A 14,730-nucleotide genomic window follows, 5' to 3' on the forward strand; every position below is an offset into this window, starting at 1 on the left:
TTTGCTCTACCCTCTATATGATCGAATATGAGAAATTTCTAAAATAACAGAATTTTCATCAACTTTACTTTTATGTTTTAACAGATCAAAGTGCCAATTGGCAGAGGCATTTTTTATTTCTGTAGCGTAATCCCGACCTTTTTGCAAAAGAGCGATTGTTTTTTCTGTTAATAAAGGAAAAATAAGTTGTAAAAGACTATTGAGCGGCGCTAATCCCCGTGCCGTTATAATATCAGATACGGGAATTTTTTGATATACATCTTCAATTCTAGCGTGATAAACCGTTGCTGGAAGATTAAGTTGAGCAATAACTGTTCGCAAAAAAGAAACTTTTTTCCCATTACTTTCAACAAGATTAATATGTCCTACTTTTTTTTCTTTCAAAAAGATAGCAATCACAATTGCAGGAAAACCTCCTCCTGATCCTAAATCACACCAATGTAAAGAATGAGCATACAAAGGAAAAATTTGTGCTGAATCTAGAATATGCCGTGTCCATAGATCTGGTATCGTTGTAGCAGATATCAAATTAATATGCGCATTCCATTGAAGTATTAAAGACTCAAACTGAATTAAATTTTCCATCGTTTCACGTGAAACAGAAGGAACAATATTTAATAATTGTTGATATTTTTTTTCTGTATAAAAATCCATTAAGCTGTTTTAGCCTTTTCACGTCGTTGACGTTGAATATATGTAATAATAAGCGATAACGCGGCGGGTGTCATGCCATCAATTTTTTGTGCATCAGCAATTGAACGCGGCGACACTTCTTGAATTTTTGATTTAAGTTCATTTGAAAGACCTGAAATTGCCTGAATATCAAGAGAAGAAGGAATTTCTAAACGCTCATCTCTTTGAAGAGAGGCAATATCTTGTGCTTGTTTATCTAAATAAACCGCATATTGTGCTTCAATTTCTAAAGATTCTGCTGTTTTAGAATCAATCATTTGTAATTGTGGCCAAAAATCTGAAAGACGCTCTAAAGTCATATGAGGATAAGCAAGAAAATCATAAGCGGAACGCCGAATTCCATCATGATTAACGTGTAATCCATGAGCAGAAGCTTCATTGGGTGTTAAAAAAAGATTTTGACATATTGATCGTGCTTGATCAAGGCGTTCTTGTTTTTTCTGATAACATTCCCAACGTATTTCACTCACAATACCCCATTTTTGTGCCAAAGGTGTTAAACGCGTATCAGCATTATCAGATCGTAAAGATAAACGAAATTCAGCACGTGATGTAAACATCCTATAAGGTTCACAAACACCACGTGAAACCAAATCATCAACCATAACACCAATATAAGCGGTAGAACGACTTATAAGTATTTCATCTAATTTACCTACTTTACGTGCCGCATTTAATCCAGCTAAAAGTCCTTGTGCTGCTGCTTCCTCATATCCTGTTGTACCATTAATTTGGCCTGCTAAGAACAAACCCGGTAAAGAACATAATTCTAAGCTTCTCGTTAATTGTTGTGGATTAACAAAATCATATTCAATAGCATAACCAGGTTGCAAAACTATAGCATTTTCCAACCCTTCAATGGTTTTCAATAGAGAAATTTGTACATCTTCAGGAAGAGAAGTAGAAAGACCATTTGGATAAACAGTATCATCATTTAATCCTTCTGGTTCTAGAAAGATCTGATGTCCATCACGTTCTCCAAATTTCACAATTTTATCTTCAACAGAAGGACAATAACGTGGTCCTAACCCTTCAATATTTCCAGAATATAAAGCAGAACGATAAATATTCTCGCGAATAATTTGATGTGTTCTCTCATTTGTACGTGTTATTGCACATTCAATTTGTGGTTGTTCAATTTTCTCTGTTAAAAGAGAAAAGGGAATGGGATTTTCATCTGCTTGTTGTTTTGGAAGATGATCCCAAGCAATTGTTTTTTTACTCAAACGAGCAGGGGTTCCTGTTTTTAATCGACCAAGTTTTATATGATAATTTTTTAAACGTTTAGCAAGTTGCACACTTGACTGATCTCCCATACGTCCAGCAGCCCATGTTTTATCACCAATATGAATAAAGCCATTTAAAAATGTTCCTGTTGTTAAAACAACAGCACCAGATAAAATTGTTCCTTGTTTTTTTAAAATAACACCTGATACACAATTATCTTTAACAACCAGATCAATAACTTCATCCTCAATAAGAGTAAGATTTTCTTGTTCTTTTAATAATTTTTGAATTGCTTTTTTATAAAGTTGCCGATCCGCCTGTGTCCGTGGTCCTCTTACTGCCGGTCCTTTACGTCTATTAAGTAGTCTAAACTGAATTCCAGCAGCATCTGCTGCTCTTCCCATGAGACCATCTAACGCATCTATTTCACGAACTAGATGCCCTTTTCCAAGTCCACCAATAGCAGGATTACACGACATTGTTCCCAGTGCTGATATTTTATGTGTAACAAGCGCTGTTTTGGCTCCTACACGCGCTGAAGCTGAAGCCGCTTCACAGCCAGCATGACCACCACCAACAATAACAACATCATATGATTGCATTTTATTCATTCCGTAGAAAATATTCTAAGGTTTCACGTGAAACAGAATATAAATTACATAATCTTTATAATCTGTCTATGAAATAATCAATGTTTCACGTGAATCATTATTTACCAACACAAAACTCTGAAAAAATAATATCAAGCAAATCTTCAACATCAATATCTCCTGTAATTTTTCCAAGAAAATCACTTGCACAACGGAGATGTTCTGCACGTAAACTGAGATCAAGAGAATGATAATTAAGAGAATATTCAATCTCTTTAACAGCCTCCTTTAATAATTGAAGTTGTCTTTTACGCGCCGGAACAATATTTCCAATTTCAGAAGCACGATGATGACAAAATGATTCAAGTTCTTTGATAAAATAATCAAAATTTAAACCAGTTAATGCGGAAAATTGTATAGACCAATGCTGATCATTTTTTTCATAAAGATCAAGCTTATTGCCAACACACCATATTTCAGCCGATGTTTCTGGTAAATCAACTTGCTCAGGATTTCCTATATCATAAACCAAAATAACTAAATCAGCTTCCCTAACATGCTGTTTAGCAACTTCTATTCCCATTTGTTCTATTTTATTTTCTGTTTTTCTAAAACCAGCAGTATCCGTTAAAAAAATAGGTAAACCACCAAGAATAATTCTCATTTCTAAAGCATCACGGGTTGTTCCTGCTTCTTCCGTTACAATAGCAACAGATCTTCCTGAAAGACGATTCATAATGCTTGATTTTCCAGAATTTGGAGCACCAGCAATAACAATTTTTAATCCATCACGTAAAATACTAGCACGCTCTCCTTCAGTAATATATTCACGAATAGAAGTACAAAGATCCTCAACATCTTTCCAAACTTTATCAGATATTGCGTTAGGAATATCTGCTTCATCAACAAAATCGAGTTCTGCCTCAATAAAAGCACGCGCCTTCATAAGCTTATGACGCCAATCACGATAAAGTGTCGTTAAATGTCCACTTGTACCCATAACAGCTAAACGCCGTTGGCTTTCCGTTTCTGCTTCTATTAAATCAGCAAGACCTTCTGCTTGAACAAGATCTAATTTTCCTTCCATAAAAGCACGACGTGAAAATTCACCTGCTTCTGCAATACGGCATCCAGAAAATGTCGACAATTCATCGAGAAAACGACTAACAACGGCTTTTCCTCCATGTAAATGGAATTCTGCACAATCTTCCCCCGTAAAACTATGAGGAGCGGGAAAAAAAACAGTTAAACCAGAATCTAAAAAGCTCCCATCACGAGCAGTAAGATTTCCATAATGCATAAAACGTGCTTTAGGTAAACGACCACAAAGCGTTTTAACTATATCCACAACATGAGGACCAGAAAGCCGAATGACTGCAACCCCTGAAGGTAACAATCCACTCGAAACAGCAAAGATTGTATCCACAGGTTTTATCCTAATAAAAACTTTAATGACTCTACGTATTCATTGAATCAAAAAATTCACTATTGTTTTTTGTTTGCTTTAATTTATCAATCAAAAATTCAATTGCATCTGTTACATTCATAGATGCTAAAATACGACGAAGAACAAAAATTTTGTGCAAATCTTGTCGTTCTACCAGAAGTTCTTCCTTACGCGTTCCTGACTTTAAAATATCCATAGCAGGGAAAATACGCTTATCAGCAACTTTTCGATCAAGAACAATTTCAGAATTACCTGTTCCTTTAAATTCTTCAAAAATAACCTCATCCATACGACTTCCTGTATCAATCAAAGCCGTTGCAATAATGGTTAAAGATCCACCTTCTTCAATATTACGTGCTGCACCAAAAAAACGTTTTGGACGCTGGAGAGCATTTGCATCCACACCACCTGTTAAAACTTTACCCGAAGAAGGAACAACTGTATTATATGCACGCCCAAGACGTGTAATAGAATCAAGAAGAATAACAACATCGCGTCCATATTCAACGAGGCGTTTGGCTTTTTCAATGACCATTTCTGCTACTTGTACGTGACGTATTGCAGGTTCATCAAAAGTAGAAGAAACCACTTCTCCTTTTACTGAACGCTGCATATCTGTAACTTCTTCTGGTCGTTCATCAATTAAAAGAACAATGAGATAACATTCAGGATGATTAGTGGTAATGGAATGAGCAATATTTTGAAGTAAAACTGTTTTTCCTGTCCGAGGAGGAGCAACAATTAACCCTCTTTGTCCTTTTCCCAATGGAGATATCAAATCAATCACGCGTGATGACATATCTTTCTCTGTAGGATCTTGTATTTCCATTTGGAAACGCTCATTTGAATAAAGAGGAGTAAGATTATCAAAGTGAATTTTATAACGAATCTTTTCAGGTTTTTCGAAATTAATTGTATTAATTTTAAGGAGAGCAAAATAACGTTCTCCCTCTTTTGGACTGCGTATAGGGCCTTCAATGGTATCGCCTGTTTTTAAAGAAAATGACTGTATTTGTGCTGGTGAAAGATAAATATCATCAGGACCAGGAAGATAATTAGCGTCAGCAGATCTCAAAAAACCAAAACCGTCTTGTAAAACTTCAACAACACCCTCTCCTATAATTTCTACATCTTGTAGAGCAAGTTTTTTCAAGATAGCAAACATTAATTCTTGTTTGCGCATAAGAGAGGCATTTTCAACTTCTAATGTTTCAGCAAAAGAAACAAGTTCAACGGGATTTTTGCTTTTAAGTTCTTGTAGTTTCATTTTTTGCATGAAATATGCTCTTTGTAATTAAGGAGAAGATTATCTTAAATAATTTACGGAAATTTATGAATGAAATATTCTTAAGAAGAGAAATATTTTACACTCAATTTTTTTAATCTGCAAGTACCATTTATATGAAATTTATCCCTATAATATTAAGTAATTATATGAAAAACTTGAAAAAATATAAAACACAAATAGTATTAAATTTAATTTATAACAAAAATATGAGTTAGAGTTATAGCATTAATTAAATGCTATTAAAAAGTATTTTTTACAGAAATTTATATTAATAAATTTATATTAAAGAAAGGATTCTTCTTATTTATAACTGTGTTTAGTGTGGATTATTATTTATCCTCAATTTTATCCACAAAAGGAACTAAAAAAAAGAATAAAAATAACACTATCTTAAAGATATTATCCCCTCTTTTTTTATAAGAGGTATAAAATTATCACGAGCATTTAATTTGTGCATAAAAACGAAGAATTTTTCCTAAATTTTAGTTTTATAAGAAACGGTAAAGGTATATACACATATCTTAACAAGGAGTTAAAATTTCTGTGACAAAAGAAAAAAAATTCTTTCATTTACACATGCTTTCTGATGCAACGGGAGAAACATTAATCTCTGTGGGAAGAGCTGTAGCATCGCAGTATATAACGAGTCAGGCAACAGAGCATATCTATCCTATGATTCGTAATAAAATACAGTTACAAAAAGCTCTTGATGAAATACAACAAGAGCCAGGTATTGTTCTTTACACAATGATCGATGAAGAATTTAAACTTCTCCTTCAAAAAAAGTGTAAAAAAGTAAAAGTTCCTTGTATTGATATATTGCATCCTGTTTTAAATGCTTTTCAGTCTTACCTTGGAATGCCAACACATTTACGTGCAAGCGCACAACATGATCTTAATGCAGATTATTTTCGCCGTATTGAGGCACTGGATTTTACAATAGAGCATGATGATGGACAGTCTTCCAATAGCTTATCCGAAGCAGATGTGATCCTTGTGGGAATTTCAAGAACCTCTAAAACGCCAACAAGTATCTATTTAGCAAATCGCGGAATAAAAACGGCTAATGTTCCTCTTATTCCTAATATTGATTTGCCAGAATCCCTTTTAGAGGCAAAAAATTCTTTAATTATTGGTTTAATTGCTTCAGCTGAAAGAATCTCACATATTCGCCAAAATCGAGATTTGGGAGAAGGTTTTGCTCTTGATAGTTATACAAATCGTATCAACATAGCTGAAGAATTAATCTATGCAAAACGCATTTGCGAACGTTTTGGTTGGCCTATTATTGATGTCACAAGACGCTCTATTGAAGAAACTGCTGCTGCAATATTTGAACTTTTATCACGATTTCGTGAAGGAAAATGAGAGAAAATTCTCATGAACGCAGATACGTTAATATTAGCATCTCTTAGTTTTTATCGTGCAAAATTATTAAAAAAAGCAGGTTTAAATTTTTTCATTGAAGGAGCTTCTTTTGATGAAAGAGAAGTAGAAAAAAAAGCAAAAGAAAAAACACCTAAAGAACTCAGCTGTTTTCTTGCGGGTGCAAAAGCAAAAAATGTTTCAGATCGTTTTCCTGATGCTTTCGTTATTGGTTGTGATCAAGTGCTTGATTTGGAAGGTAAAGTTTTTCACAAAGCAACAAATATTAAGGAAGCACATCAACGTTTATGTGAGTTATCAGGAAAAACCCATTCTCTTCATAGTGCGGTAGCTTTATTTAAAAATGGTCAAAAAATTTGGGTTGAAGCTTTTAGTGCACATATGTCCGTCCGTTTGCTCTCGTCAGAATTTATTGAACATTATTTAGCACGCGTAGGAAAAGATGTTCTAAACAGCGTGGGAGTATATCAAATTGAAGGGGAAGGGATTCATCTCTTTGAAAAAATTGAAGGAGATTTTTTTACCATTGTTGGTTTACCTTTGCTGCCTCTACTCATAAAACTGCGTCATTTAGGAATTATTGATGGTTGACTTAACAATAAAAAAAATAAATTATCCGCGTGCTTTTGTTGTTGGTTCTCCAATTCATCATTCAAAATCACCTAAAATTCACAATTTTTGGCTTAAACAATATGGTTTACAAGGAGAATATCTTGCACAAGAAGTAACATCTGAAGAATTCAGTCATTTTATTGCGTCTTTACAAAAAATAGGCTTTTGTGGAGGAAATGTTACTTTGCCTTATAAACAGGAAGCTTTTCGTTTAGCAGATTATAAAGATGAGAGAGCAATAATGATTGGTGCTGTTAATACACTTTGGTATGAAGGAAATAAGCTTTGTGCCACGAATAGCGATGCCTATGGTTTTAGCGCTAATCTTGATGATTTTGCATCTGATTGGGGAGGGGAAACAGCTCTTGTTTTTGGAGCAGGTGGTGCCGCACGCGCTATCATATATGCCTTAAAAAAACGCGGATTTGAACAGATTTATTTGGTTAACCGTACAAAACAACGCGCCGATAATTTAGCTCAGCATTTTGGAAAAACCATTAAAGTTTACGATTGGCATAAAATCCATGAAATACTCCATCAAGCTGATTTGATTGTTAATACAACCTCTATTGGCATAAAAAATCCAGAAGAAAAAAGTGATTCTTTTTTTTGCGATTTTCATAAAGCAAAAAAAACGGCGTTAGTAACAGATATTATTTATACACCATTGATAACTCCTTTTTTACAACAGGCAAAAGCTTGTGATCTCAAGACGGTTGATGGGCTTGGGATGCTTCTACATCAGGCTGTTATAGGGTTTGAACAGTGGTTTGGAATAAGACCACAGGTAACAAAAGCGTTACGGACAGCCATTTTAGAGGATATGAGTGAAAAAAGAGAATGAAGATCATAGGATTAACAGGATCAATTGCTATGGGAAAATCAACAGTTGCTGATTTTTTCAAGCAGGCGGGTATTTCTGTTTTTAGTGCTGATGAAGCAGTACAACAGCTTTATAAAAGTGAGCCAGCTTTGTCATTCATAGAGCGTATTTTTCCAGGTGTTGTTGAAAACGGTGAAGTTAACCGTTTGAAACTTTCTGAAATTTTGATTGATGATAAGGAAAAATTACAAACATTAGAAAAAATAATTCATCCTTTGGTGCAAGAAAAAGAAAGGGAATTTATTAATATAGCGCGTGAACAGGGGAAAAAATTAGTTATTCTTGATATTCCACTTCTATTTGAAAAAAATGGTGAAAGTCGTGTGGATAGCGTTATTGTTGTTTCTGCCCCACCAGAAATACAAAAAGAACGTGTAATGATTCGCAAAGGTATGAATGAGAAAAAATTTGCCTTTATCAATGCTCAACAAATGCCGGATGAAAAAAAACGAGAACGTGCTGATTTTATTATTTATACAGGGAAAAATTTAGAGAATACACGTCAACAGGTTTTTGATGTGATAAAAAAACTAAAGAATTGAAGTCATGCGGGAAATTATTTTTGATACAGAAACAACAGGTTTAGATAAAGAAAAAGATCGTGTAATAGAAATTGGTTGTGTAGAAATGGTTGATCGTTATCTTACGGGGCGCCAATTTCATGTTTATTTAAACCCTGAAGGCGTTATTATTCCTGATGAAGTTGTAGCAATTCACGGATTAACCAATGAACGCCTAAAAAACGAGAAAAGTTTTAGTGATATTGTTGATGAATTTTTGGAATTTATTAAAGGCGCGACAATGATTGCGCATAATGCGAGTTTTGATATTGGTTTTATTAATGCAGAATTAAAACGCGTCAACAAACCGCTCATCAGTGTTGATAATATTCTTGATACACTGGCTATGGCACGGCGTAAATTCCCTATGGGGCCTAATTCTCTTGATATTTTATGCAAACGTTTTGGAATTGATAACAGCCATCGTGTTCTTCATGGTGCTTTGCTTGATGCAGAGATCCTAGCCGATGTTTATATTGAACTGATCGGTGGAAAACAAGGTGTATTGGGTTTTGGTAATAGAAGGGGTGTTGATGAACATATCCAGAATGATAAAGATACATCTTATGCAGTTAAAATTCGCCCACAGGCTTTACCTTCAAGATTGAGTACGCAAGAAAAAAGGTTTCATGCCGATTTTATCAACACGATGGGTGAAAAAGCTCTGTGGAATAACTTCAAAATTCATGAATAACATCATCTTTTCTCTAAAGAAGTCACCATTTAAATTAAAGAATATGGATGTCAAAAAAAAACGGTCGTTGTGGGGAGGGGAACACCACAACGACCCTGTCGTTACATCGTACCTCAGCTATCATAGGAGGAGCAAAATGAAAGCTATTAATCCTGTAACAGCAAAGAAAAGCTCTAGGTACTTAATATAAAGTGCAACGACTTCATGTCTTATGAAAAGAAAAAATGGCTTTTTAGAGGCAAAGTGAAAAAAATAAAATAAAAGTGAAAAAAATATATAAGGGTAATTTGCTTTTTTAGCTGAAATGGAGAAATAAAATTGTCATGAAAGCAACAGATCATCTTTTTTTGGTTGACGGATCAGGCTATGTTTTTCGTGCTTATTATGCTTTGCCGCCTTTAAAACGTAAAAAGGATGGACTTCCTGTAGGAGCAGTAGCTGGTTTTTGCAATATGTTATGGAAATTACTTTGTGATGCTCGTAATACAGCGACTGGTATTGTTCCAACACATTTTGCTGTTATTTTTGATTATTCATCTGATACTTTTCGGAAACAAATTTATCCTGAATATAAAGCGAATCGCGCTGAACCTCCTGAAGATCTAATTCCTCAATTTGCGCTGATACGTCAAGCAACGAAGGCTTTTAATTTGCCTTGTATTGAAAAGGAAGGCTTTGAAGCGGATGATTTGATTGCTACCTATGCAAAATTGGCAACAAAGGTTGGGGCAAAAACAACCATTATTTCTTCTGATAAGGATCTTATGCAACTCGTAAATACGCATGTATCTTTATATGATGGAATGAAAGACAAGCATATAGGTATCTCAGAAGTTGTAGAAAAATGGGGTGTTGCACCTGAAAAAATGATTGATTTACAAGCATTAATTGGAGATTCAACGGATAATGTACCGGGTATTCCAGGCATTGGTCCCAAAACTGCAGCTCAGTTGTTAGATCAGTTTGATTCTCTTGATATTTTATTGCAAAACGTAACAGAAATTAAACAAACAAAACGACGTGAAAACATTCAAGCTTATAGAGAACAAGTTAAAATTTCTCGTGAACTTGTTAGGCTTAAAACAGATGTTCCTATAGATAATGATTTAGATGATTTTATTTTGGAGCCACAAGATGGTCCACGTTTAATTGCTTTTTTGAAAGCGATGGAATTTTCAACATTAACGCGTCGTGTGGCAGAGGCAACGACATGCGATGCAGCTGTTATTGATGCACTTGATATAGATGTTGAATGGGAAAAACTGAGCCACGGGCATGATTCTGATATCAAAAATACTGAGCGCGCATCTCTTCATAATTTTTCTGAAAATTCTCCACAAGTTTTTGCACAAAAACGTAAAGATCAAGCGCTGACTCAAAAAATTACAAGAGATGCTTATACAACAATTCTTGATGAGGAAATTTTAAAAGATTGGTTATCACAAGCACAAGAGCAGGGTTTTTTCGCTTTTAATACTGAAACAACATCTCTTGATCCGATGCAAGCAAAGCTTGTTGGTTTTTCACTCGCATTACAGCCAGAAAAAGCAGCTTATATACCTCTTGAACATTTTGATGAAGGAGAAGAGGATCTTTTGAGGGGCGGGCACATTGCCTCGCAGATTGAGACCCGAAAAGCTTTAGCACTTTTAAAACCAATATTAGAAGATTCATCGGTGTTAAAAATTGGTCAGAATATAAAATATGATTGGTTGGTGATGAAGCAATACGACATTATTATAAGCTCTTTTGATGATACCATGCTTTTATCATATGCTTTTGATGCTGGAATATTAACCCATAATATGGATGATTTGTCTGAACGTTGGCTTGAGCATAAACCAATTTCCTATAAAGACTTAACGTATAACGGAAAAAAAATTACTTCTTTTGCACAAGTAGATTTAAAACAAGCAACCCTTTATGCGGCGGAACGTGCTGATATAACGCTACGCCTTTGGCAAGTATTAAAACCGCAACTTGTTGCTCGTGGAATGACAAAAATTTATGAACGTCTTGATCGACCCCTTGTAGAAGTTCTTGCAAGAATGGAAGAACGTGGGATTCTTATTGATCGGCAGATTTTATTGCGTCTTTCAGGAGAATTGGCACAAGCTGCTTTGATTCTAGAAGAGGAAATTTACAAACAAGCTGATGAAAAGTTTAATCTTGCTTCGCCAAAGCAATTAGGGGATATCCTTTTTGGAAAAATGGGATTACCTGGAGGCGCTAAAACTAAGGGTGGACAATGGTCAACTTCTGCACAGACCTTAGAAGAGTTGGCTGCTGAAGGTCATGTTTTACCGCGTAAAATTATTGAGTGGCGTCAACTTGCAAAGCTAAAATCTACCTATACAGATGCCTTGCCTTCTTATATTTTTTCAAAAACAGGGCGAGTTCACACGAATTATTCTTTGGCAATAACATCAACAGGGCGGTTATCATCATCAGAGCCAAATTTGCAAAATATTCCAGTGCGGACTGCTGAAGGACGTAAAATTCGAACAGCTTTTATTGCTCCAAAAGGACATGTGTTACTTTCTGCTGATTATAGTCAGATTGAATTGCGTATTCTTGCACATATTGCGGATATAAAAGCATTAAAAGAAGCTTTTGCTAAAGGGCATGATATTCACGCTATAACGGCATCACAAATGTTTGGTGTTGCGATAGAAGGAATGCATTCAGATATACGACGGCGTGCAAAAGCGATTAATTTTGGTATTATTTATGGTATTTCAGCTTTTGGATTAGCAAATCAATTGGGAATTTCACGCCAAGAAGCGGGTCGTTATATTCAACTGTATTTTGAAAGATTTCCAGGAATTAAAGATTATATGGAGAAGACCAAAATCTTTGCACGTGAAAATGGTTACGTAGAAACAATTTTTGGACGTCGTATCCATTATCCAGAAATAAAAGCAAAGAATGTAAAAATTCGTTCTCTTAATGAGCGAGCAGCTATCAATGCTCCAATTCAAGGTTCCGCGGCTGATATTATTCGCCGCGCTATGATACAGATGGAAAATGCTTTAAAAGAAGAAAAACTATCAGCAAAAATGTTGCTGCAAGTGCATGATGAACTGATTTTTGAAGTACCAGAAGAAGAGAGTAAAAAAACCATGGCTGTTGTTAAAAATGTTATGGAAAATGCTACAATGCCGATTTTATCTTTATCTGTACCGCTTGAAGTAAAAGTCATGACGGCTCAAAATTGGGATGAGGCACATTAATTTTTTTATTTATTTTTAAGAATGTTGATTGCGTTGGAAAGATTAAGATAGGCTTTGATAGGCAAATGATCTGAAGCAATGCGTGCAAGCGGTGAATGATGATTTTCAATACTTGTTACCAATTGGTGGGGAAAAGAAAAAACTCTATCAAGGGCTAAAAAAGGAAAGCGAGAGGGAAAACTTGGTACAACTTCAAAAGTGCTATCAAAATAGGGAAAAAAATGATTTAAAGATGAGCCTTTTCCCATCCGCCATTCATTAAAATCTCCTATGAGGAGTGTAGGCATAAGGGAGCGTTTTTGGAAAATTTCAAGGAGCATTTTTGTTTGTTGTTTACGAGAGTAACGTAATAAGCCAAAATGAGCCGCAATAATACGAATAGGGCCTGCTGCCATTTCCAACTCTACAATTACAGCCCCACGTGGTTCAATACTAGGCAGAGTGACTTGTAAAGTATCACGTACATATCCCTTTCGCAAAAAAAGAGCATTCCCATGCCAACCGTGTCCATGAGGTGACATAGTATTAAGAGGTACAGGAATCAAACCGGTTTCAGCTTTTAATAGCTGAAGATTAATCAAACCGACGCGTTCTCCAAAACGTCTATCTGCTTCTTGAAGAGCAAGGATATCAACTTGTAATTCAGTAATAACACGGACAATTCTTGTAGGATTAAAAATTTTATCAACACCTACACATTTATGCACATTATAGGAAGCAACAGTCAGATCATAATTACTATTTTGATTGATGATGTTTGATTGATGATGAGAGCGGCTGTGAATTGCATTTAAAAGGGAGCTATGGAGTTTTTGTTGGATAAAACCGGTAAACCAAGGGAATTTTTGCTTATAAGGTATTTTTGTCATTTTGCGAAAAGAATAGTCCCTAAGAGGCAAAGGGTAAAGACTTACACTAAAAACAAAAGAACCTTGTCTCTTTTAGAAACAAGGTTCTTTAATTAAGTTATGATTTCTGCAATCAATCACGGTTTGAGCCAAGAAATTGTAGCAAGAAGACAAACATATTGATGAAATCAAGATAAAGATTCAACGCGCCCATAATAACTTTACGTCCTCTGGTGTCGCTTTCATCTCCTTCATAATACATCAACTTAATGCTTTGGGTATCGTAGGCTGTTAAACCAGCAAAGATCAACACGCCAATCACAGAGATAGCAAATTGCAAAGCGCTTGATCCAAGAAAAATGTTCACAATCATGGAAAGAAACAAGCCGATCAATCCGATGAATAGGAATGAACCGATTGCCGTGAGATCACGCTTTGTCGTATAACCATAAAGTGAAAGAGCTCCAAAAGCTGCAGCGGAAATGACAAAGGTTTGCACAACACTTTCTGTCGTATAGCGCAAAACGATTGAAGACAGTGAAAGACCAACCAGAGCAGCATAACCAAAAAAGAGGCTACGAGCAGCATTTGTGCTCAATGTATTAATTTTAAAACTGAGGAATAAAACTGCTATGAGTGGTGCAAACATAACAATGTAAGAGAATGGCGATGTATAAAATGTTACTCCAAATGATGTTAAATAAACACTGCTATTGATTTGAGCTGCTGCTTGGCTCATATCTGTTGTCGTTGCTAATGATACAATTACATAAGCGGCAGCAGCTGTAATAAGCAAACCAATGGCCATTGTATTGTAGACACCCAACATATAATCGCGCAATCCCTGATCAATTGATGCATCGGCGTGAGAAGTAGGCGCCGAACGTAAATTTTTAAAATTAGCCATAATATAAAATCCTTTAGCATATGTCCCGTCAGGTATAGGGCTTTAAAAGTGTCTCTGTCATTACACAGATAAGCTTGGCATAAGCCTTAATTGGGCAAATACAAAAACCCTTAAGAATCACTGACAGAATTCCAGCATATTTGCTCTTATTATGGAGATTTATTTAAAAATTACAAGAGATTTATATGAAGAAGGAACCTTACAAATTGGTAAGGAAACGGTTCATTTTAATAAAAAATATTTCCATTTTTTGCCATATTTTTACAAGATAAAAAGACTACACTCAAAAAATTTTTATTATTCACAGAAACTATGTAATACAATCCTTTATAAAATATCCACTATTTTTGCATTTGTAAGAA

The 14,730-nt window shown here is 35.1% G+C and carries 12 protein-coding genes; 6 read left to right on the forward strand and 6 right to left on the reverse strand.

Annotation, left to right across the window (positions count from 1 at the left end; translation table 11 throughout):
• Positions 1 to 6 precede the first annotated feature (6 nt).
• The 4 genes from rsmG to rho form a co-directional block, all read right to left on the reverse strand.
• On the reverse strand, positions 7 to 654 hold the full coding sequence (gene rsmG / locus ACFIKB_RS00485; protein ID WP_375652548.1) for a 16S rRNA (guanine(527)-N(7))-methyltransferase RsmG: 648 nt from the start codon (positions 652 to 654) through the stop codon (positions 7 to 9).
• Entirely contained in the window at positions 654 to 2,522 is a 1,869-nt protein-coding gene (mnmG, locus tag ACFIKB_RS00490) for a tRNA uridine-5-carboxymethylaminomethyl(34) synthesis enzyme MnmG (RefSeq protein ID WP_375652549.1), read from the reverse strand. Before mnmG ends, rsmG begins: the two co-directional genes overlap by 1 nt.
• Before the next feature lie 106 nt (positions 2,523 to 2,628).
• Positions 2,629 to 3,936 (reverse strand): tRNA uridine-5-carboxymethylaminomethyl(34) synthesis GTPase MnmE, encoded by a 1,308-nt coding sequence (gene mnmE / locus ACFIKB_RS00495; RefSeq protein ID WP_273787546.1) that lies wholly within the window; start codon positions 3,934 to 3,936, stop codon positions 2,629 to 2,631.
• 31 nt (positions 3,937 to 3,967) lie between these two features.
• Positions 3,968 to 5,233, reverse strand: coding sequence for a transcription termination factor Rho (gene rho, locus ACFIKB_RS00500; RefSeq protein WP_015857121.1), 1,266 nt, complete (start codon positions 5,231 to 5,233; stop codon positions 3,968 to 3,970).
• 555 nt (positions 5,234 to 5,788) lie between these two features.
• Here rho and ACFIKB_RS00505 point away from each other — a divergent pair.
• The 6 genes from ACFIKB_RS00505 (at position 5,789) to polA (ending at position 12,613) form a co-directional block, all read left to right on the forward strand.
• A complete protein-coding gene (locus tag ACFIKB_RS00505) occupies positions 5,789 to 6,613 on the forward strand; it encodes a pyruvate, water dikinase regulatory protein (protein ID WP_375652551.1) in 825 nt (274 codons plus the stop codon).
• Between the two features lie 12 nt (positions 6,614 to 6,625).
• Positions 6,626 to 7,222: a Maf family nucleotide pyrophosphatase gene (locus tag ACFIKB_RS00510; RefSeq protein ID WP_273787544.1), complete on the forward strand. Its 597-nt coding sequence runs from the start codon at positions 6,626 to 6,628 to the stop codon at positions 7,220 to 7,222.
• A complete protein-coding gene (locus ACFIKB_RS00515; protein WP_375644352.1) occupies positions 7,215 to 8,087 on the forward strand; it encodes a shikimate dehydrogenase in 873 nt (290 codons plus the stop codon). The genes ACFIKB_RS00510 and ACFIKB_RS00515 overlap by 8 nt, the downstream gene beginning before the upstream one ends.
• Positions 8,084 to 8,668, forward strand: a complete 585-nt coding sequence (coaE, locus tag ACFIKB_RS00520; protein ID WP_375652552.1) for a dephospho-CoA kinase — start codon at positions 8,084 to 8,086, stop codon at positions 8,666 to 8,668. Before ACFIKB_RS00515 ends, coaE begins: the two co-directional genes overlap by 4 nt.
• A gap of 4 nt (positions 8,669 to 8,672) precedes the next feature.
• Positions 8,673 to 9,380, forward strand: coding sequence for a DNA polymerase III subunit epsilon (gene dnaQ, locus ACFIKB_RS00525; RefSeq protein ID WP_375644354.1), 708 nt, complete (start codon positions 8,673 to 8,675; stop codon positions 9,378 to 9,380).
• A gap of 323 nt (positions 9,381 to 9,703) precedes the next feature.
• Positions 9,704 to 12,613, forward strand: a complete 2,910-nt coding sequence (polA, locus tag ACFIKB_RS00530) for a DNA polymerase I (protein WP_375652553.1) — start codon at positions 9,704 to 9,706, stop codon at positions 12,611 to 12,613.
• Positions 12,614 to 12,618: 5 nt separating this feature from the next.
• Here polA and ACFIKB_RS00535 read toward each other — a convergent pair whose 3' ends face one another.
• Entirely contained in the window at positions 12,619 to 13,482 is an 864-nt protein-coding gene (locus ACFIKB_RS00535) for an endonuclease/exonuclease/phosphatase family protein (protein WP_375644356.1), read from the reverse strand.
• A gap of 112 nt (positions 13,483 to 13,594) precedes the next feature.
• Positions 13,595 to 14,368 carry a Bax inhibitor-1/YccA family protein gene (locus ACFIKB_RS00540; protein ID WP_012754440.1) on the reverse strand — a complete coding sequence of 258 codons (774 nt, stop codon included), beginning with the start codon at positions 14,366 to 14,368 and terminating at the stop codon, positions 13,595 to 13,597.
• Between the last annotated feature and the right edge of the window lie 362 nt (positions 14,369 to 14,730).

Origin of the sequence: Bartonella sp. MR110HLJHH (genome assembly GCF_042194225.1) — a bacterium.
GTDB lineage: Bacteria > Pseudomonadota > Alphaproteobacteria > Rhizobiales > Rhizobiaceae > Bartonella > Bartonella grahamii.

Bases quoted from the DNA above. Each gene is read 5' to 3' on its own strand.
- rsmG (WP_375652548.1), bottom strand. From the start codon at position 654: ATGGATTTTTATACAGAAAAAAAATATCAACAATTATTAAATATTGTT.
- mnmG (WP_375652549.1), bottom strand. From the start codon at position 2,522: ATGCAATCATATGATGTTGTTATTGTTGGTGGTGGTCATGCTGGCTGT.
- rho (WP_015857121.1), bottom strand. From the start codon at position 5,233: ATGCAAAAAATGAAACTACAAGAACTTAAAAGCAAAAATCCCGTTGAA.
- ACFIKB_RS00510 (WP_273787544.1), top strand. From the start codon at position 6,626: ATGAACGCAGATACGTTAATATTAGCATCTCTTAGTTTTTATCGTGCA.
- ACFIKB_RS00515 (WP_375644352.1), top strand. From the start codon at position 7,215: ATGGTTGACTTAACAATAAAAAAAATAAATTATCCGCGTGCTTTTGTT.
- coaE (WP_375652552.1), top strand. From the start codon at position 8,084: ATGAAGATCATAGGATTAACAGGATCAATTGCTATGGGAAAATCAACA.
- dnaQ (WP_375644354.1), top strand. From the start codon at position 8,673: ATGCGGGAAATTATTTTTGATACAGAAACAACAGGTTTAGATAAAGAA.
- polA (WP_375652553.1), top strand. From the start codon at position 9,704: ATGAAAGCAACAGATCATCTTTTTTTGGTTGACGGATCAGGCTATGTT.
- ACFIKB_RS00535 (WP_375644356.1), bottom strand. From the start codon at position 13,482: ATGACAAAAATACCTTATAAGCAAAAATTCCCTTGGTTTACCGGTTTT.
- ACFIKB_RS00540 (WP_012754440.1), bottom strand. From the start codon at position 14,368: ATGGCTAATTTTAAAAATTTACGTTCGGCGCCTACTTCTCACGCCGAT.